Below are 20,068 nucleotides of genomic sequence, written 5' to 3'. Positions count from 1 at the left end.
CTGGATTTATGTTCAACAAACCCAGCGAGATTATTGATATGCCGAAAGCAGTCGATCACCCGAATTTCAAGGTGATGTTTGATACGTGCCATGCACAGATGTGTGCAGTTGTCGGTGCCCGGCAGCCCGGAGAGCAGGAGACTCTCGGCGATAATGGGGTCATTGACCTTGCACGTCAGTTAAAAGGACAGATCGGTCACTTCCATCTCATTGATTCCGACAACACGCTCCATGGCGACGAAACAAGCACACACGCACCTTTCGGGGATGGTGTTCTGGACTTCGACGCGATTATTCCTGTTATCATGGAGGAGACGGGATACGATGGCGATTGGTTCTCCATAGATCTCTGTTTCTGGCCCGATGCGTGGGATGTCACAGAAGACGCGAAGAAGTTCCTAACACCCTATCTGGAAAGATATTAGTACCATAGTTTTAACCATCAACTCGCCTCCGTTATAAGTGTTAAAGCACGAGTTGATGGTTAAAGTTATCAGTTATCGGTTAATTTCGTTGTAGGAGTTGGGGCCCATTCTCATCTGCCACAAGCGTCTCCTGTCTGAAAACTGATAACCGAGAACTGATAACCATCAAATATGCTGAATCTGCGCTCATTAGATCCCTTAATCGAACTTGCCTTTGAAGAGGACATTGGCATCGGTGATATAACGACAGATGCAACAGTGCCGCCTACACAAATGGGTGTAGGAACACTTCTTGCCAAGAGTGAAGGTATTGTCGCAGGATTGCCGGTAGCTGAACGAGCCTTCGCGAAGTTAGACGAGACGTTGACATTTCGGACACTTGTCAAGGATGGCGATGCAGTCATCGCAGGAACGCCAATTGCGGAAGTACAAGGGAGTGCCAAAACCATTCTAATCGGAGAACGGACAGCACTTAACTTCCTGCAGCGACTTTCCGGGATAGCAACGCTCACCGCACAATTCGTGGCGGCAGTCGCTGACTACGAGAGTAAAATCGTGGACACTCGAAAGACGGCAGCGGGGTGGCGAGCGGTGCAGAAATACGCTGTGCGTGTCGGTGGCGGGCAAAACCACCGTTTTGGGCTTTACGACGGTGTACTTATCAAGGATAATCACATCGTCGCCGCTGGGGGCATTGGCAACGCCGTGCAGCGCGCACGACAGACTGTCCCACACACAGCAAAGATCGAGGTTGAAGTTGAGACCCTCGATCAGGTTGACGAGGCACTAAAAGCAGGCGCGGACATCTTACTTCTTGATAACATGTCTCCCAGCATTATGAAAAGTGTTGTTCATGAAGTGGGAGATCTCGCAGTGACAGAAGCGTCCGGTGGGATTACACTTGACAAAGTAAAAACCGTGGCAGCAACCGGTGTAGATCTCATCTCTGTCGGGGCATTGACGCACTCAGCAATGCCCATGGATATTAGTCTGACGCTGACGCTTGTCGCTGAATAGGGAGCATTCATCCCTTACGAAGGAGATTTCTCTACTAATGCAGGAATTCTTGAGCCGCGAAAACGTGGCTCGTGGCGCGCTTTTCTTTGTGCTGTGTACATTCGCTGGTTTATTCATAAGTTTTCTGTGGAGTGGGACTCAAGATATAAAGCAAGTTTTTCGCGAGATGCAGGTCGAGATGCTGTTCGGCGCGTGCTTGTGTATGTTCGTGGATTGGATATTTGGTGCGCTTCGCTTCCATATTTTCATTCGGAAAGTGAATCCAGAGATTCGATTCAGGGATAGCCTTCGCGCCAACTTAGGAACCCTCTGCGTGTCCTGTATTACACCCTTTCAAACAGGTGGAGTTGGTCATCTCTATATCTACACGCGAGCAGGCGTGCCGTTGTCAGGAGCGATAACATCGGGGATTATCTGTTTTCTCTCCACTTTAATCACACTGATTGTCTTCGCAGGCGGTATTACTTGGTTAGATCCGCCTTTTTTACCGAAGACGGCTACATGGGTAAGTCTATTTAGTTTTTTGGCGTTCAGCTTGGCATTTACTTCGTTTCTGCTACTGCTTTTCAAGCCGGAAATCGTTTTCCGTTTTTTCAATTGGCTCTGTAATGCAGCGAAGCGGCGGTTCACCCGCCTCGCCCCTGCCTTAGAACGCACGATATCAAAATTGGAGGAACTCACGACTGAACATAAAGCGTTTGCGACGATGTTTCTTCGCCACCATAAAGCGACTTGCGTGCTAAGTGTCCTGTTAACCTGCGGTTTTTTAGGGGCGCGGATCGTCGGCAGTTACATCGTTGTCCAAGCACTTAATGGGGAGGCAACGCTGTGGGAACTCAGTGTCATCGGGTTGCTACTCAATTTTGTTGTGCTGTTCGCGCCAAGCCCCGGCGCAAGTGGGGTGGCAGAGGTTGTGACTGCTGGATTGATGGAAAATTTGATTCTCAAAGACTTGATACCTCTCTTCGTGCTGCTAACGCGATTCTTTGCCATCTATTGTGCGGTCGTTGTTGGTGGTGTTGTTATTAGTTTACAATTAGCGAAGGATTTTAGAGCGAAAAAAGGACCTAAGCAAGTTTAAGTATTAACATTGAAACTTTGCATTCCCAAGTGGGTTGGAAAGTTGGAAAGTTGGAAGTTTGGAAGTTGGAAGATAGCACTACAGCGGTTTTCGCTGTCTGCCTGCTTTCAAAACTTCCTGAAAACCTAATCATTCAAAAGAAGGGAAATTATGGGAACTACATTTGAGAAAATAGAACCTACAACGACGAAACTGGGTTGGGTTGGCACCGGTGTAATGGGACGCTGGATGTGCCAACATCTAATGGACCTTGGATACGGGATGACGGTCTACAACCGTACGAAAGCCAAGGCTGATCCGTTATTGGAGGCAGGGGCAGCGTGGGCAGATTCGCCGAGCGAAGTTGCGGCGGCATCCGATGTCATCTTCACGATTGTCGGGTTTCCACCCGATGTGCGTGAGGTCTACCTCGGCGACAACGGTATCTTAAAGGGAGCGAAAGCCGGAAGTATCATCGTTGATATGACGACGACGGAACCTTCCCTTGCCCAAGAGATTTACGCCGCAGCACAAGCGCAGGATGTCTCATCGATAGATGCGCCGGTCTCAGGTGGCGATGTTGGCGCACGAGAGGCACGCCTCTCTATTATGGTCGGAGGTGATGAAGCTGCCGTTCAAGCCGTTATGCCACTTTTTGAAGCGATGGGCAAAAACATCGTCCATCAAGGTGGTGCGGGCGCGGGACAACACACCAAAATGTGTAACCAAATCACGATTTCCGGGACAATGATCGGGGTCTGTGAAGGATTGCTCTACGGTTATAAAGCCGGATTGGATTTGGAAACGATGTTATCATCAATTAGTGGTGGTGCTGCCGCTTGCTGGTCTTTAGATAATTTAGCACCCCGACTCCTCCAGCGTAACTTCGATCCAGGCTTCTTTGTAGAGCATTTTATCAAAGACATGAGCATCGCTTTAGACGAAGCGCGTAAGATGAATTTAAGTCTGCCCGGACTCGCTTTAGTGCATCAACTTTACACGGCAGTGCAAGCACAAGGACACGGCAGACTCGGCACGCAAGCACTGATGTTGGCATTGGAGCAGATGTCAGGGGCAGAAGTTAATTAGCGTAATAACTATGTCACCCTTACAGGAAAATCTGGATCTTTGCTCAGACATGCTGCTATAGAGATGCTGAAGAAATCCGCAGAAACACCCAAGCAAATAAACCCTATGGGACTAAAGAGGGGTTTTTGGGCATACACTATTTGTGGGTCAGGTCCGGTGCGGTTGGGAAACAGTAAAGAAACACCCAAGCAAAAACCTTACCGGACCTGGGACTACAACGGTTATTTTTTCTAAAATTGACAGTTATGGGTGTGGTTTGAAACCTCACCACCAACGCACAAAGTACAAACAAAGCTCCCCAAACGGATTAGAAACCACATCCCTCATAGTGAAAATAAAATTGCTACCGTTCTTCTCCTAAAGATATGCAAACTACAGACACGCAATCCTCACAGGCAATCGCGAAACGCGCAGTGCTGATTGGCACCGTCTTGATTATCGCCAACAGCTACTGGATAGCTTATGTAGAGATGATTTGGCATACTGCACACCTGACAACGGTTGCAATGTCTGTCAATGTCATGTTCGGCATCTTAGCGATGACGCTGCTGAACATGGGTGTGCGGTGTATCTTTCCACGCGTGGCTTTACAACCGCGCGACCTACTTGTGGTTTACAGCATGCTTGCTGTGGGGAGTGCTTTTTCAGGACACGATTGCATTCCACGTTTAATGGGACTCATCCCTTATGCCTTCCGCTTTGCTACGCCTGAAAACGATTGGGAAGCACTGCTGTTTCACTATCTCCCGGAATGGCTTGTGGTCAAGGACCCGAAAGCGGTCAACGATTTCTATGAAGGCGAGGTCAACTTTTTTACAGAGGGTTATGTTCAGCATTGGATTATGCCGATCCTCTCTTGGTCGGTGGTTATTTTCCTACTAATGCTGATTTTTTTATGTTTGACCTCCATCATTCGCAAACAGTGGATTGAGAATGAAAAACTGGCGTATCCAATTATTCAGATCCCGCTTGAAATTACGACCAACCGGCGCATCTTCAGTAATCGCTTGCTCTGGATCGGCTTCGGGATAGCCATGGGCATCAACCTACTTAACGGACTCCAGTTCTTCTATCCTATTCTTCCAGAGATCCCAGTCCGAAAATACAACCTCAATATCTACTTCACGCAGAAACCGTGGAGTGCAATGGGTAGCACACCGCTCAGGTTTCATCCGTACCTCATAGGCTTCTCGTTTATTTTACCTTTGGATTTAGCGTTTTCATGTACCTTCTTCTATTTATTCAAGAAAGTCCAGCTACTCGCTGGAAGTGCTGTGGGTGTTTCATCATTGCCGGGTTACCCGTTTTTAGGGGAACAAGGTGCAGGGGCATTACTTGCGCTGCTTGCGATTGCGTGTTGGCACGGACGAAAACATTTTGCATCCGTGCTGAGACAAGTCGTTCATCCAAATCGCACAGAGTCCCAAACAGAGGCACTTTCACACCGTAGTGCCATTATTACGTTAGGTATATGTCTGATTCTATTAGCAGCTTTCTGTATTCACAACGGAATGACGCTCTGGGCGTTTGCAATTTTCATCAGTGTCTATCTCATGATTGTGGTTGGTTTAACGCGAATGCGCGCGGAATTAGGTCCACCAATTCATGCGATCGGTTATCTCACACCGCAATATATGATAATTTCACTGCTTGGCACTCGACGTTTGCGTGCGGGAAATCTGACAATGCTCTCATTGATGAATTGGTTGAGTGGTGCAAGTTATGCCTCCTTTCGTACGCATCCGATGCCGGATCAACTCGAAGCGTTTAAACTCGCAGAGCGCACTGGCATCCGAAACCGAACGATGTTTGGGGTATTAGTCATCGCGAGCCTTGTGGGTATCCTATCAAGCCTAATTCTCTACCCGTATGCAATCTATAGTGAAGGTGTGGCTGCAGGTTCCGAACAGATCCATGCTGGTGGCGCGGATACATACAATTTCCTTTCGTCGTGGTTAGTGAGTCCAAAACCGACAGATTGGCTCGCGACTTCGGTGTTAGGATTCGCCTTTGCAGCGAATTTAGGTATCATATTTCTGCGCTCACGTTTTGTGTGGTGTCCGTTGCATCCAGCAGGGTATGTCATCGGTGTTGCCCCAGGAACAACAGATGTCATCTGGTTTCCGCTGTTTCTTGCGATGGTAACAAAGTGGCTCATTTTGAAACATGGCGGTATCAATGCATATCGGAAAGCGGTGCCGTTTTTCATCGGATTGGTATTAGGTGAAGCGTTGATGGGGTGTTTCTGGCCTCTACTGAGCCTTGTGCTGAGGTCGGCGGTGTATAGTTGGATTTAAGTTTTGCTCTACTTGAATCACGCCGACTTTAATATTCATTTTTTCTTGACATTCGGCGAATTCTATGCTATTATTTTAATATACAATCTTACTTTTTTGAGGCACGTTGGAAGGTCTATGCCCCTCGACTCTCCCGTAAAAAACACGGGAACTAACTTTATGGTAAAACCCGTAATTATCTATACACTAACGTAAGGGCGAGGTTACAAACCTCGCCAGCGGTGGTGTAAGGGCGAGGTTACAAACCTCGCCAGCGGTGGTGGGGTTCTTGTTTCCTGACGAACTGTAAACATATTTTCGGATTTTACTATAAAAGGAACCGATTTTCCGACAACGGAGAAAAACGAATAACGTGCCCGTAATTAAAAAAATGATCGAAGTTAGAGAACTTACAAAATCTTACGGTACGACGGTTGCTGTCGATCAGGTTTCGTTTGATGCACACGCAGGCGAAGTACTGGGATTCCTCGGTCCCAACGGTGCTGGGAAAACCACGACGATGCGAATCCTTACGTGCTATCTCTCCGCTGATGCTGGGAGTGCCACCGTCGCGGGATACGATGTATTTGAGGAATCCGTTGAAGTTAGGAAACAGATCGGTTATCTGCCTGAAAGCGCGCCACTCTATGCCGACATGGGTGTCATCGAATACCTGAACTTCATGACGCAGGTGCGACACCTCCCAAAAAGTCAGCGGAAGGAACGGACCCGAGCGGTTATAGATATCTGCGGGCTTGAGGATGTTATTCAAAAAGACATCGGAGAACTCTCAAAAGGTTACCGGCAACGTCTCGGTCTGGCACAAAGCCTCATCCACGATCCGCCTATCCTGATTTTAGATGAACCTACCTCCGGGTTAGACCCAAGCCAAATTATTGAGATCCGTAACCTCATCAAAAACATCGGACAGGAAAAACTGGTACTCTTTAGTACGCACATCTTGCCTGAAGTTTCTGCCACTTGTAGCCGAATCCTGATTATCCACAACGGGAAGATTGTCGCAAACGGCACACCGGAGGAACTCTCCAGTCAGGCAAAAGGCGAAGAAATTGTGCATATCGCCATTCGAGGTTCACAAGAAGCGATTGAAGCTGAACTCAACGAGTTAGAGTTTGTTTCGCAATGGAGCCATGTTGATACAGATGACGGTATCGTGGGGTATCAAATCCACGCTGCTCAGGATAGCGACGCTGCGGAAGCTCTTTTTCACGTCGTTGTGAAGAACGGGTGGAGTCTCACAGAACTCCGTCAAGAATCAATAGATTTAGAAGATGTTTTCCTCAATTTAACAGACAAGGAACAAGCATAGCAAAATAGCCATCAGTCGTCAGCGGTCAGCAGCGCGTTGTGGTGGGTGACAATATTTATAGCCTCCACATCCTACTGAAAACTGATAACCGATCGCCCTGCTACGAAAGATCATGACGAACATTACAGCCATCTTCAAAAAGGAATTTAGAAGTTACTTCAATTCGCCTATTGCGTATATTTTCATCACATTCTTTCTCGGCATTTCTGCATGGCTCTTTTTTCGGAGCTTTTTTTTTAGTAACCAAGCTGAAATGCGCGGTTTCTTCGGGTTAATGCCGTGGATTTTCCTCTTTTTCATCCCTGCTGTTACGATGAAGCTCTGGGCAGAAGAAAAGAAACTCGGTACGGTAGAAATTCTGATGACACTCCCCATTCAAGATTACGAAGTGGTCATCGGAAAATTCTTGGCGAGTCTCGCACTCCTTACCGTAACAGTGCTACTCTCACTTGTTCTCCCGCTTTCAGTTATGTATCTTGGGGATCCAGATGGTGGGACACTCATCACGGGTTATCTCGGGCTCCTATTGATGGGTGCGGCATATATATCAATTGGACTTTTCACCTCAACATTGACCGAAAATCAGATTATCGCCTTTATTTTTGGGATTACTGTCTGTTTTGTGTTACTCATCATCGGTGAGGACATCGTGCTTTTCAATGCGCCGAATTGGTTGTATCCGATTTTCAGTTACCTGGGTCTCGGAGCACATTATAGTAGCATTCTTCGGGGTGTCCTTGATTCTCGCGACATCATCTATTATCTGTCGCTCATCGGTTTTTTTCTCTATCTAAGTACCTTGTCGGTTGAAAGCCGCAAATGGCGTTAAAAGTAGTAGGCACACGCCGTTGTGCCGTGACCTGATGGATAAAGGAGCTAACCTGTTTTGGTTAATAAACGAATCAAATACGGTGGAAACACTCTCGCTTTTGTAGCGATCATTCTCGGCATCCTCGCGCTGATCAATTTCCTGTCAACGCGTCGTTTTATTCGAGCGGACCTCACCGAGGACAAGCGTTATACAATCTCAAAAGCCACCAGAAATGTGTTAGACACGTTAGATGATATTGTCACAATCACCGCCTACTTCTCGACAAACCCCGCGGAAGTCGCGCAAATCCGGCGTGATGTTAGGGATGTATTGGAGGAGTACAACGCATTCTCTAAAAAACTGCAGATCGATTTTGTGAATCCCGCTGAATTCGATGACGCTCAGAAACAGGAACTTCGTTTTAAAGGTATTCCTGAAGTCCAAATCAATGTCGTGAGAAAAGATAAAGCAGAAATTGCAAACGTCTATATGGGGATCTCTATCGGTTACAGCGGTAAAGAGGAGATCCTACCCGTTGTGCGATCAACTGCTAATTTGGAGTATGAACTCACCTCTACGATTCTCAAAGTTACCACCAAAGAGGCTAAGACGGTCGGGTTTTTGACAGGTCACGGCGAATTCGATATCAATGCGCAAAACTATCAACAGTTCCGCCAACTTTTGGATAAAAACGGGCAAGGGCAATATAATCTAACACCTGTCAGTTTCCAAGACGGAAAAGCCGTTGACAACACTGTAGCGACCTTGGTTGTCGCAGGTGTCCAGCAACCCTTGACGGAACGCGATAAATATGAACTCGATCAGTTTATCATGCGCGGCGGCAGAACAATCTTTTTAGTCGATCCTATTCAAATGCAACCGGGTACATTGCAAGCCACACCGCTGATTACCGGTTTGAATGACCTCTTGGAGCACTACGGTGTAAAACTCGGTAACAATCTCCTGCTCGACACCAGATTCCACGATACCGCACGCTTCCAACAAGGGTTTATGACCGTTATTCAACCCTATCCCTATTTCGTTAAAATTGTTAAACCGAATTTCTCAAAGGAACACAGCATCACGAACCAATTGGAAGTGTTGACGCTACCGTGGACGAGTTCCTTAGAGATCGTGTCAAAGGAAGGTATCACTGCAACGTCGTTGGCAAAAACTGGGGAATCCGGGCAGAGCGTTCAAGGCTACTATAACCTGATGCCGAACGCGCCACTTCCGAGTGCCGAGTCAAAAGCCTATACTGTCGCTGTCGCTTTGGAAGGAAAGTTCAAGAGTTTCTATACCGATAAAGAGATTCCGCCTGTACCAACCGCTGCTGACGAGGCTAACGCATCAGACGACCAGGCACTTACCCCTGCACAAGATGCAGATGCACGGACAACGAAGACCGAAAGTGAACAGACGCAAATTGTTGTAGTTGGCACGGCGCAATTCTTGACGCAGCTGCGTCCGGATGGCGTTAACTTCTTCTTAAACACTGTGGATTGGTTGACCCTCGGTGATGCGCTTATCGGTATCCGTTCACACACGATCACGGATCGACCCTTGCGTGAAGTTTCTGAGATTGAGAAAAATTTTATTAAGTACCTATGCATTGTGGGTGTTCCACTGATAGTTATTGTCTTCGGACTCCTCCGATATTTCTTGAAAAGGCGGGCAAAAAGGTTGGTAGAAACTTACGGGACTGTGTAAAAAAATGAAAACGAAACAACTTCTTATTTTAGGTGCTATTTTTGTGGTTTTGGCAGTCATCGTCCTGCTCTTTGAGAACCCGTTCGAGCAGAGCGCGTACGAAAAGAAGGTTGAGACAGCAACCCCGCTGTTTCCAAACTTCAATAAAGAACAGGTTGTAAAAATGGAAATCACCGCCACCGGTGAAGCCACAACGCTTTCAAAACAGGACGAAAGCGACTGGGTTGTAGCCTCTATGGACAACTACCCTGCCGATAGCGAAGGTGTCACAGAATTGCTGTCCAAGGTAGCCGAATTCAAAAACACACAGCGCGTCTCCAATAACCCAGAAAAGCAGTCAGAATTTGAGGTGGACAGCACCGGTGTCGAAGCAAAGTTGATGGATGCGAACGATAAAGTGTTGGCGCATCTATTCGTTGGAAAGACGACACCCGGCTTTCTGAGTAGTTACGTGCGTCCTGCTGATTCCAATGATGTCTATGTCGCAAAAGGCTACCTCCAATCTGTCTTTAATAAAGGCACGCGTACTTGGAAAGATCGGACTATCTTCAGTTTTAACAAGGGGATCGTCACACAACTCAACATCGTTTCACCGGAAGAGATAATCGAACTACGCCTCACTGCAGAGGGGGCGTGGGAGATGATTAAGCCTGTGACCGCTGCCGTTAAAACAACCGAGGTTGATACCCTCCTTACAACATTCAGTGAATTGGATACCGACGATTTCGCGGAAGCGACGGACACTCCACTTGCTGAGTATGGGTTAGATACGCCACAATCCACCATATCTGCCGTGCTAAATGACGGTACAACGGCAACACTGCACATCGGAAATGAGGAAGAAGGCAAACTTTATGTCAAACGCGACGATAAGGATACCGTCTTCAGACTCTTTAAATCAAATGTAGATGGGTTAATAAAGAAGTCCGAGACGCTTAAGGCGGAGGAATCACCAGCAGAAGCAGCGACAGAGTAGGCAACCCTTTAACGTACACAATATCGCGGTACGACTACCGCACCAAAAGGAAATTTACCGTGAAGAGATTAAAGTCTTTGTGTTTAGGGCTGAGTGCATTAATGGCTATAACAATCACCGGATGCGAACCACAAATCGTGGCACCGCTGTTACAATCACAGGAGAGCAGAAGCATCCACGTGACAGGAAGCGGTTTAGTCACCGGTGAACCGGATATAGCAACGATCTATTTAGGTGTATCTGTTGAGAAAGAGACAGTTGCGGAGGCACGTGAGGAAGCCGCGATCGCGATGACAGCGGTGATTGATTCTCTGAAAACCAACGACATCGCTGAAAATGACATTCAAACGGAAAGATTCAGCATCTATCCACAGTACAACTACACGGATAACGGACGCGAGCTGCGGGGTTATAGCGTGAACAACACTGTTCGCGCAAAGGTGCGAAAACTGGAAAGTCTCAGCGCTATCATTGATGACGCTGCCGAAGCTGGCGGGGATACTGTCGTTGTAAATTCTATCCAATTCATGATTGAAGATGCTACAGCGTTACAGATGCAAGCGCGTAGTTTGGCAGTAAAAGATGCGGAGGCAAAAGCAAAAACCTTAGCGGATGCCAGCGGTGTTACCCTTGGAAAACCTATCACGATTACTGAGACATCTTACACGGTGCCGCCTCCGGTTGCCTATGCTGCAGAAGCAGCCTTCTCGGATGACAGCGCGCGCAGCGCAACCCCCATTGAAGCTGGTGAACTTACTGTTACCGTGAATATCACTGTGGTCTATGAGATTGAGTAATGTTCTCTCAACACTACTGTAGGGACAGGTTTAAAGCCTGCCCCTATCTTATTTAATAACAGGGACTTTGCGCCACCCCTGTCCCTCTGTGAACTCTCGGACACTAAGACACCAGACAACAACCCGTTTTCCCTTCATATTATCGCGTCGTCGGAAAAGGTTCAGACGCGATGGTGTTGCACCGGAACCCCGAACCGCGACCACATCTACACGGAAGCCGAGTTGACGCGCGAGATGATCTGGCAGACCTGCTCCCTGCGCATGCATACCACCACCCGTGTGAAAAACAAGGTTGTGGCTATCCCCTAACAGAACAACCGGACTCGCCCGCCATGACGTACCGATATTTTCTCCGACATAAGTAAGCTTTAATTGCTCCTTCTGTAGATTCTGGTCGCCAAGTGCCTCCCAGAGATCACCCGTGATTTCAACGGTGCGCGCTTCGATTTTTGTGTTGCGTTTAGGTATCTCCGCTGCCCATGAAGGAGTGCCGATGGTCTTGGCAATCGCCTCTGCTGCCAATACACATCCCTGTCCAGACCAGTGTGTATCCTGTTTACAATAAACAGGACCACTATCGGTAAACCGATTTTGGAGAAAAAGAGGCGTTAGATCCAGGACATTTACTCCGTGTCCCCGCAAAATGTCGTAGAATTTCTGATGGTATTCATCAGTCCGTGTCGTTACGGGACCATGCTCGGAAATCATTTCTGGGTAGATCGCGGCTTTTGCCGGTATCGGCACAAAAATGAGTAAAATCCCTGCGCTGTCCAATTGTGCTTTGAAATCAAGAATGGCAGGAAGTGGGTCGGCAAACTCAGGATTTGACGCTCGACTAACTTGCCTCGCTGCATCTCCCCAAAATTGCCCCGCACTCAGATGACGCAATTCAGGGCCAAAGAACAACCACCCTTCTTTTCCAGAAACGACTGTCGTCTTTTGTGCCTCTGCCTCAGTAGCCTTTTCAGCCAATGACTGAATGAAAAGTTCTGTTGAAGCATCAGCGAAGTTAGAAAATCCGACCAGTAGTAAAACAGATAATAGTATGTAGGGTGTAACTTGCAAGCCCATCTTCAAAGGATTTAGATTTTGTAAGGTCATTACGGTATTTCTCCCCAATAAACATCTAACAACCAAGCATCCTCATTTTTAAATTCTTTGCGGTTGTAACTGCCGTAGTCCGCTTCTACGGAATTCCACGGGCGGAGTCGTAAGTTAATTTCCTGTCCTACTTTGAAGGTAGCAGCCTCTGTCCATCGATTCTCACGCATGCCCCACAGAAACACAACGAGCTCTTCTGGAAGATCCGGTGTTTCGAGATTTTCGAGGTGCAACGCGATGATGCATTCGGCATAAGGGACACTTCTTGGTGCTGGTGGTTCTGTTTTCGCTTTGATAGTTGCGGTGACAACAGTGTTTTCGCCCTGATCGTCTGACTTCACTAAATCATCAATTGGATCGGGTTGAACCTGTGGGATTGATAGCGATTTCCAGTCACCAGAAAAGAGTTCCCGTGTCGCGAACTGATAGACAAGGACGCGTTTACCAGTGAGACGGTCATGCCCGCGGTTGAGCTCCTGCACAAGAGCCTGACGCGTCGCATCGGCACCGCCAGCATTGATGACAATCTTATCAATCGGTCGTCCGAGTTCCGCACTGAGGTGCTCAACGAAACCTGCGGAATTACCCCATCCCATGCCAGCGAGTGAGTAGATATTGCTGAAACTATCCCCTAAAAATAGAATCTCCGATTTCTGTACCGGTTGCCATAATTCACTTGAAACGGTTTGGACAACGTGGCGTGTGACGCGTTCTGGTGGAAACAGCGTCTGACCTTCGGGCAGTTTTAGCATTTTGGCAATGTCCCCGATGTTCGTAATATCATGGGCAGCTTTGACGTAGGTAAATGATTGATTGGCAGATAATTTTACCTGCTCCGCAATGAATGCCGCCAAACCTTTAGCGACCTGTTCCATTGCTTCTGGTTTCCAGTGCGTATCTGTCTTGAGATACTGCGTTTCTTGGCGAGCAGCATCAAAGAGGAGTGGCGATGGATCGTATACCAAAATCCCCTGCGATATAAGTATCTCAACAAACATCGCATAGATATAATTCTGTATCGGTGCGTTAGCGTTCCGATAGCGCGTCGAAAACTTCTCAGGGTGAATCGTCGGTTTAACAGGCGTTGGCACAACGATAAGGGTAATACCACGGGCATTCAACTGACGATTGAAATCAACAATGGCTGCAAGTGCCGCACTTACCGTTTTTTGCGAATCGGCACGGGTCAGCGAGTCCATGTCAGCACGGTAGAACAACCACCCATCGCGTCCGAGATAGGCTTGTTCGTTGCCGGTCCGGAACACACCTGTCAGAATCAGCTGAACGACGGGCAACAACCCATTGGTGAGTACAGATTCTTCCTCTAACGTGTCCTCGTACTGCTCAATCTCTTTAAGATTGGGTACAGGTAACAAATTAACCGCTTGAAAAACGTGAGGCGACTCACCATGCTGAAGGTCGTAAATCAATTGGTAACTCGGCACGGACAGAAGCGTCACACTGAAGATGACAAAACTGACGATGCTCAAATTCCGTTTGATAAGTGTACCGCCGAGTTCTTTCAAAGCCATTTCCCGGCGGTGTTCAGCTAAGTTTCGCATGTGAATGGTTATCGGTTATCAGTTATCAGTTACCCACTTGTGGCGGTAACGTTTTTGGTAACTGCCACAACACCCCTCTTAACTGAAAACTGAAAGGTTTTTCGCAGAAAAACCGGACTGACGACTGACTACTAATTAAAAAATAAAATAAATGAACGGATTGTACGCCTGCGTTGCCAGAACAGCGAGAGACAACCAGAACAAACATAGACATATTCCCATTTTGAGAAGTGTTAATCGTTGTGTCCACTCCCATGTCTGTGGAAAATACCAGATGACGATACCTGCTATGCACATAATCAGTAGATAGTAAGGCTGATAGAGAATGCCCGTGATTAAATCGGCACTGGGGGGAACACGGACGAAGTCGCTGGTGAACATGCATCGCAGATAGGTAATTGCGTCCGGTAACGCACTGAGTCTAAAGAAAACCCACGCGACCAACACGAGTAGGAACGTCGCTATGACCCGCAGGGGTTTCCAGAGCCATTCGTAAAAACTCGCCTTTCCTTGTTTTCTTTCCAGCGCGAGCATGCTGCCGTGAATCCCACCCCAGATAACAAAATTCCACGATGCCCCGTGCCATAAGCCACCGAGCAGCATTACAAGTGCCAAGTTGACGTAGGTGCGAGCAGCACTTCGGCGGTTTCCACCCAGCGGAATGTAGAGATAATCGCGCAACCAACTGGAAAGTGAAATATGCCACCGCCGCCAGAATTCTGTAATAGATTCTGCACGGTAGGGTGAATCAAAGTTTTTGGCGAAAGTAAACCCCAGCATCAATCCCAAACCGATCGCCATGTCGGAATAACCGCTAAAATCGAAATAGATTTGAAACGCATAAGCAATTACGCCATACCATGCCTCAAGCGTCCCAATGACCCCGGCATCGAATACAGTGTCGGCACACTTTCCACAAGGATTGGCAATCAAAACCTTCTTCGCCATACCGAGCGAAAAAAAGGCGATCCCGCGCGCGAATTTCTGCAATGTGTGTACGCGATATTGCAGCTGATCGGCAATCTCTGAAAACCGAACGATGGGACCCGCGACGAGTTGCGGAAACATTGACACGTAACACGCGAAGTCAATAAAATTCCGAATCGCCTTCGCGTCGCCGCGGTAAACATCTATTGTATAACTCATCGACTGGAAGGTGTAGAAACTGATACCGAGCGGAAGCGTTACGTGAAGAACTCCCTCCCATATTGGCAGCCCAATCCAATCCATGACAGCATTTACATTAGCGATGCCGAAGTTGAAGTATTTGAAAAACCCTAAAAGGGACAAATTTGAACAGATTGAAACCGTCACTGCCAATTTGCGATTGTGATGATGTTCACTTCCTGAGATAACTCTACCACACGTATAATCAATCAGTGTTGAAGCAAACATTAGCGGAGCAAACAGTGGGTTTGCCCAACCGTAAAAGATATAACTAAAAAGCGTTAGCCCAAAGTGTTTTGCCCGGTGCGGGAGGAGGTAGTAACTTAGCAGAACGATAGGGAGAAAGTAGTAGACAAAGATATGCGAACTGAAAACCATATTTTTAACTATTGGCTCTTGGGCACCGTTCCACTTTGCTTCACGATGGTTTCTGTTGAAGTCAGTACCCTTTGGGCTCCTGCAGACGTTGGTATTAAGTGATGGTTGACTGCAACACCGGCGCAGGCACCCGTTCAACGAAATCGGTTATGGCATTTAATCGCTTGATCTAACGCTTTGCGAATCGTTAAAAAACCGAATCTCTTCTAACTCCTGCGTCAATTTCGCTGCGCCAAGTGCGTTGAGATGGTCAAGGTCTTTGAACATCACCGGAGCAAAGTCGTGATTCCCACCTTGTAGTAAATCAAGGAAGACGAGGTTTGGAAATTCAACCTCCAGTTGTTTCAACCGATCCACTAATTCCCGATACCCTTTCTGGGTTGTACCGTCATCGTCCACGACGGGTTGGTCCCGCATAACCGGGTGAAAGGGCGACAAGTATAACAAAACCTTAACATTTCGCTTGCCCAATGAGGCAATCATTGACGTAAGGCGGTTCCACCGCTTCTTAGAAATTTCCCATCTCTGTTTGGATTTTTTTGGCTTTGGATTATGCCATACCTCCGCCTTAAACTTCCAGCCCCATGGACGCTCATTCCAGTACTCTGAGACGTGCGGTACCGAAATAATTTCAGCAACTGTCTTTTTATTTTCACCCTCATTAGACCTCTCCCAGAGGGTCTCGGCGTGCTTACGATCAAAGGCGAAACCGTGACTCTTTAACAATCGCCGGTCCGCCGAATGGTCGAAGTACCGATTTACTGCGCGGGGTGACATCTGATAAACTACCCATTCTAACTTCGGCATTTTCAAAAGATATTCATCAACAACAATCTCTTGGAACTCCAACGGACCGCCTGAAATTGCAAGGTTATACGCCATCGGCGTTTTGCGATTTTCTTCACCATAAAACATTTCTGCTCGAATACCAGCCGCACCCCTTGAGTCTCCCAAAGCGACGAGTTTAAGTTGATCTTTTATCCGCCAAAAGATCGGCATCTTCTCTGAAAAAATGCTGTCGTAATCGTAACGCTCCTCAACAGAACGGTTCTCAAGAATTTTCTGACCGACATCGTGATAGAGCGGAATTTCAGCGTCTAACGCAAGTGTATCACTGGTGTAAAGACTCTCAAACTCACTAAATCGTTGGTACGGATAAAGGTGGAGCGTGTGTGAACTGCCTACTTTTGCCTTTCGGATTGTCTGCGGTTGGTTGTCGTGGATTGCCCAATGTGCAACGCGGAGTCTTTTATCGGTGAATTTGCCTTTCAGACGTTTCTGGACGCTGTACTCGTAAAACACGAGTGCCTCTCGATAGGGGGCGATGTCGGAGAGCGTCGGAATCTTGGATTTCGCGAGCAGCTTTACTTTAAGCCGGATAGGATCACTTACATCTATATCTAACAATCTACCGTCCGGAGCGATCTCCAAGTCGATTTCTACACCGAATTCTTCGGCTTCAACGTCGTAATAAATTGTGTCGGTTTGCAAACGACTTCCTACGACCCTCATACCAAGCCCGGTTCTCCGTTCCACGTCATTAATTTTCAGCGTCCCAGCATGCCGATGAACCGTATCTTGGACGGATACAGGGAGTTCCGAAAAAGTGATCTTCTCCGTAACATCCTTCTCCCGCAGTGTGCCATCGGCTGCGATCTCCAGCTCAATGTCAATTCTGTTGTTCTTCGCTTCTATGTCGTAGACAGTTTCGCCATCTTCTCTTTCCCGATCGACATCACGAATTGGCACATCTCCAATTTCACGGAGGGCAATTTTCTGGATGGCTTCAGGGACTTCATCAAACGATATGTCCTTAGAAAACCCATCAACACTTACAACAAAACATGCTACGATACAAATAATAAAGGACTGTATCCAATATCGGTGCTTCAAAACATTCTACCCCATCGTTGTTTGAATCGCGGATTACACGGATTACGTGGATTAACACGGATAAGAGACGTTCGCGCGAGTGAAAACCGAGTTTACCAAATTACCGAATTTTTTATTTCCCTTATACAAAACGTTACGATCACCTATGAGATTAAGTTAGGACTGTTAAACGAGCCTAAGCTATAGATGCGTCTGAAAAATAAGAAATTTTCCATTAAAATGGTGCTGGAGGCTAAAAACTTCCATTTGTGAAAATAATTCTTTACATTCCATTTCCTGAAAGGCAATCTTCATTTTATCGTGCTGTTGGTTCCGCTCGGTTTCACCATGACACGGTACGGCGAAGTTCAGTGTCCTGTCACCAATTTGAGGATATTGATTCGGGTTCAAAATATTCGCGCCAGCTTTAACTTCTGTCATTACACGAAAACGTAACCTTACTGAGGCATCATCCACATTTCTCGTTCTACTAAAGGTCTGTTGTTCACTGAATAGATTTAGTAATTTCTGCTTCATTGATACCGATAAGGATTCCCCCAGCTCATTCAGGCGTTCTTCAAGGGCTTGACCAAATGACTTCGAGATTAAGGTTGAAACTGGGACAGTCTCAAAAAACTTTCCGTGAGTTAAACAGGCTTTGACATTTGATTGTTTTCTACCACGAATTAGATAGAAAACTTGGCGAATGGGGACGGAAAGTATATTGTTACCTGCTTCTTCCATCTGTGTTCGGATAGTATTTTCCGCGCCTTCAGTCAACTTCCTAATATCTTTTTCACCTGTTGGAATTGTTGAGTTAAATGAAGCGACCGAATAGGTTTTGCTATCCTTGAGTTCAATCAATTCACCGCCAGTAAACTGTTTATCGTCATCATTGAGTTTAATGGCTAAATCTGGAAATATACCCTTGTTAGTACAAGAAAGCATTTGCTCATCAAATGAAAAACTTTCAAGTTCATTTTCTGAGAGGAATTCCTCTTTTTTTCGGCACAAATCAGCGAAAAAATGATAAATTGAGTGAGCCATTTATTTTTTCGATTCAAAAAGTGTTATCTGCTTAGAAACAGCTGCCTCAGAAGATACAGATTTTTTGTCCAACGCAGTTTCCCCCCAAATTGCTTCTAAATTTGGGGTACACGTGTAATCCTTGAAAAAGCGCAAGACATCATCTGATTCCCGCTGCTCGGCAAGTCTATTTTCAATGAGCGTAACATTATGCCAATCAAGCTCAATCCCTACCGATTTTCGCCCCAATTGTTCCGCTACAACCAGCGTTGTCCCTGAACCCGCGAACGGATCAAGGACAACATCATCGGGATTTGTAGAGGAGAGAATAATCCGAAGGAGAAGTTGGATAGGTGTTTGCTGCTTATGTAGACGATTGCCTTCTGCATCTCGCAACGCTTCATCACCTGCGAAATAGCCAGAAGTCAATTCGCGGATATCGTCCCATACATCGGTTACAAACATTCCATTTTCACGTTCATGCTTGTAACCTACCGGTAGTGGAGGATCAATGCGGAGACGATTGAAAACACGCGGCGTTTTCCCTTTCGTTGCAAACGCGATGATCTGGTAGTGCTTGCCGAAACGCTTTGTCCCCGGTACCGCTGAGGTTTTCTTTTTCCAGATAATCAGGTTTTGAAAGGTCCACCCAGCATCTCGCAAACATTGCAACACGAATTCTGTATTTTTCTCACGTTGCATAAAATAAATCGCACCGCCATCAGAAGTTAGGGCATACACCTTTGCACAGATCTCACGCATCCACCCCCAATATTCCTCTGGCGGCAAATTATCATCCCATGCATTGTAAGCCTTATCCTGATTAAAGGGAGGATCGAGAAAGGAGAGGTCTATTTTTGAGGCAAAGTCATCCCTATCCAACGCAGTTGCGCAACTTTCATGAAGGACAGTGCAGTTTGTTCCAAACGAATTGCCCATTATGTTAGACCGTATACTGCTTTAGTGTGTCGTCATCTAAATTCTCCAGCACATCTTTGGTATCGTGTTTCTGTCCTTTTTCAATCTCCTGTTCAGCAAATCCATGCTCGGCAATAACGTTCTCGGCAACATAGATAGGAGCTTCGCAGCGAAGGGCGAGTGCGATGCCATCACTTGGGCGACAGTCTACTTCAATGTTACCATCTTTGACCTGCAATGTAACGTATGCATAGAAAGTGTGTTTTTCAAAGGTGTGTACACACACAGCGACAACTTTTGCCTCAAGGGTTTCAATCATAATCTTGAGCAAATCGTGTGTCAATGGACGTGGGAGTTCCACGTTTTCTAAATGCTTCTGAATAGCCGCCGCTTCTGATTCGCCGATCAGGATGGGCAGTATCCGATTCAACTCGCCGTCTTTCTCTCTAAGGACAACTATCGGTGCACCTGTGCTCCGATCAATTGAGAGAAAGTTAACTTTAACCTCAATGTCTGGTTGTTTCTCTTTTTCCATCTGTGCATCCTTTCATAG

General features: G+C 46.8%; 17 protein-coding genes. 10 read left to right on the top strand and 7 right to left on the bottom strand.

The genetic code is table 11. The features are described from left to right. The 10 genes from OXH39_24260 to OXH39_24215 all read left to right on the top strand — a co-directional run. Positions 1-425 (top strand): TIM barrel protein (locus OXH39_24260; protein MCY3553580.1); only part of this gene is annotated, 425 nt, incomplete at its 5' end. A gap of 171 nt (positions 426-596) precedes the next feature. Further along, positions 597-1,442 (top strand): carboxylating nicotinate-nucleotide diphosphorylase, encoded by an 846-nt coding sequence (gene nadC / locus OXH39_24255; protein ID MCY3553579.1) that lies wholly within the window; start codon positions 597-599, stop codon positions 1,440-1,442. Positions 1,443-1,479: 37 nt separating this feature from the next. Then, the gene (locus tag OXH39_24250; GenBank protein MCY3553578.1) at positions 1,480-2,523 is read left to right on the top strand and encodes a lysylphosphatidylglycerol synthase transmembrane domain-containing protein; all 1,044 of its coding nucleotides are present in this window, start codon (positions 1,480-1,482) and stop codon (positions 2,521-2,523) included. Between the two features lie 150 nt (positions 2,524-2,673). Beyond that, on the top strand, positions 2,674-3,591 hold the full coding sequence (locus OXH39_24245; GenBank protein MCY3553577.1) for an NAD(P)-dependent oxidoreductase: 918 nt from the start codon (positions 2,674-2,676) through the stop codon (positions 3,589-3,591). Between the two features lie 365 nt (positions 3,592-3,956). Then, complete coding sequence (locus tag OXH39_24240) at positions 3,957-5,888, top strand: hypothetical protein (GenBank protein MCY3553576.1); 1,932 nt, start codon at positions 3,957-3,959, stop codon at positions 5,886-5,888. A 352-nt stretch (positions 5,889-6,240) separates the two neighbouring features. Beyond that, positions 6,241-7,197: an ATP-binding cassette domain-containing protein gene (locus tag OXH39_24235; GenBank protein ID MCY3553575.1), complete on the top strand. Its 957-nt coding sequence runs from the start codon at positions 6,241-6,243 to the stop codon at positions 7,195-7,197. A gap of 112 nt (positions 7,198-7,309) precedes the next feature. After that, positions 7,310-8,026: an ABC transporter permease subunit gene (locus OXH39_24230; protein ID MCY3553574.1), complete on the top strand. Its 717-nt coding sequence runs from the start codon at positions 7,310-7,312 to the stop codon at positions 8,024-8,026. A 57-nt stretch (positions 8,027-8,083) separates the two neighbouring features. After that, the gene (locus OXH39_24225; protein ID MCY3553573.1) at positions 8,084-9,718 is read left to right on the top strand and encodes a Gldg family protein; all 1,635 of its coding nucleotides are present in this window, start codon (positions 8,084-8,086) and stop codon (positions 9,716-9,718) included. Positions 9,719-9,722: 4 nt separating this feature from the next. Then, on the top strand, positions 9,723-10,694 hold the full coding sequence (locus OXH39_24220; GenBank protein MCY3553572.1) for a DUF4340 domain-containing protein: 972 nt from the start codon (positions 9,723-9,725) through the stop codon (positions 10,692-10,694). Between the two features lie 101 nt (positions 10,695-10,795). After that, on the top strand, positions 10,796-11,491 hold the full coding sequence (locus tag OXH39_24215; GenBank protein ID MCY3553571.1) for an SIMPL domain-containing protein: 696 nt from the start codon (positions 10,796-10,798) through the stop codon (positions 11,489-11,491). 48 nt (positions 11,492-11,539) lie between these two features. Here OXH39_24215 and OXH39_24210 read toward each other — a convergent pair whose 3' ends face one another. From OXH39_24210 to OXH39_24180, 7 genes are all read right to left on the bottom strand, one after another. Then, on the bottom strand, positions 11,540-12,592 hold the full coding sequence (locus OXH39_24210; GenBank protein ID MCY3553570.1) for a hypothetical protein: 1,053 nt from the start codon (positions 12,590-12,592) through the stop codon (positions 11,540-11,542). Further along, a complete protein-coding gene (locus OXH39_24205) occupies positions 12,592-14,154 on the bottom strand; it encodes a hypothetical protein (protein ID MCY3553569.1) in 1,563 nt (520 codons plus the stop codon). Before OXH39_24205 ends, OXH39_24210 begins: the two co-directional genes overlap by 1 nt. Before the next feature lie 135 nt (positions 14,155-14,289). Further along, positions 14,290-15,699, bottom strand: coding sequence for an MBOAT family protein (locus tag OXH39_24200; protein ID MCY3553568.1), 1,410 nt, complete (start codon positions 15,697-15,699; stop codon positions 14,290-14,292). Positions 15,700-15,855: 156 nt separating this feature from the next. Then, a complete protein-coding gene (locus OXH39_24195) occupies positions 15,856-17,592 on the bottom strand; it encodes a hypothetical protein (GenBank protein ID MCY3553567.1) in 1,737 nt (578 codons plus the stop codon). Positions 17,593-17,772: 180 nt separating this feature from the next. Then, the gene (locus OXH39_24190; GenBank protein ID MCY3553566.1) at positions 17,773-18,618 is read right to left on the bottom strand and encodes a hypothetical protein; all 846 of its coding nucleotides are present in this window, start codon (positions 18,616-18,618) and stop codon (positions 17,773-17,775) included. Next, entirely contained in the window at positions 18,619-19,536 is a 918-nt protein-coding gene (locus tag OXH39_24185) for a site-specific DNA-methyltransferase (protein MCY3553565.1), read from the bottom strand. A 4-nt stretch (positions 19,537-19,540) separates the two neighbouring features. Next, complete coding sequence (locus OXH39_24180) at positions 19,541-20,050, bottom strand: bifunctional nuclease family protein (GenBank protein ID MCY3553564.1); 510 nt, start codon at positions 20,048-20,050, stop codon at positions 19,541-19,543. Positions 20,051-20,068: the final 18 nt, after the last annotated feature.

This window comes from Candidatus Poribacteria bacterium, from assembly GCA_026702755.1.
Taxonomy (GTDB): Bacteria; Poribacteria; WGA-4E; order WGA-4E; family WGA-3G; genus WGA-3G.
The sequence above is the reverse complement of the archived record's forward strand: the minus strand, read 5'-3'. Positions and strand labels throughout refer to the sequence as shown.

What these genes read in the sequence shown, in the direction of transcription:
- nadC (MCY3553579.1), top strand. Translation starts at nt 597, where the DNA reads ATGCTGAATCTGCGCTCATTAGATCCCTTAATCGAACTTGCCTTTGAA.
- OXH39_24250 (MCY3553578.1), top strand. Translation starts at nt 1,480, where the DNA reads ATGCAGGAATTCTTGAGCCGCGAAAACGTGGCTCGTGGCGCGCTTTTC.
- OXH39_24245 (MCY3553577.1), top strand. Translation starts at nt 2,674, where the DNA reads ATGGGAACTACATTTGAGAAAATAGAACCTACAACGACGAAACTGGGT.
- OXH39_24240 (MCY3553576.1), top strand. Translation starts at nt 3,957, where the DNA reads ATGCAAACTACAGACACGCAATCCTCACAGGCAATCGCGAAACGCGCA.
- OXH39_24230 (MCY3553574.1), top strand. Translation starts at nt 7,310, where the DNA reads ATGACGAACATTACAGCCATCTTCAAAAAGGAATTTAGAAGTTACTTC.
- OXH39_24220 (MCY3553572.1), top strand. Translation starts at nt 9,723, where the DNA reads ATGAAAACGAAACAACTTCTTATTTTAGGTGCTATTTTTGTGGTTTTG.
- OXH39_24215 (MCY3553571.1), top strand. Translation starts at nt 10,796, where the DNA reads ATGGCTATAACAATCACCGGATGCGAACCACAAATCGTGGCACCGCTG.
- OXH39_24210 (MCY3553570.1), bottom strand. Translation starts at nt 12,592, where the DNA reads ATGACCTTACAAAATCTAAATCCTTTGAAGATGGGCTTGCAAGTTACA.
- OXH39_24205 (MCY3553569.1), bottom strand. Translation starts at nt 14,154, where the DNA reads ATGCGAAACTTAGCTGAACACCGCCGGGAAATGGCTTTGAAAGAACTC.
- OXH39_24200 (MCY3553568.1), bottom strand. Translation starts at nt 15,699, where the DNA reads ATGGTTTTCAGTTCGCATATCTTTGTCTACTACTTTCTCCCTATCGTT.
- OXH39_24190 (MCY3553566.1), bottom strand. Translation starts at nt 18,618, where the DNA reads ATGGCTCACTCAATTTATCATTTTTTCGCTGATTTGTGCCGAAAAAAA.
- OXH39_24185 (MCY3553565.1), bottom strand. Translation starts at nt 19,536, where the DNA reads ATGGGCAATTCGTTTGGAACAAACTGCACTGTCCTTCATGAAAGTTGC.
- OXH39_24180 (MCY3553564.1), bottom strand. Translation starts at nt 20,050, where the DNA reads ATGGAAAAAGAGAAACAACCAGACATTGAGGTTAAAGTTAACTTTCTC.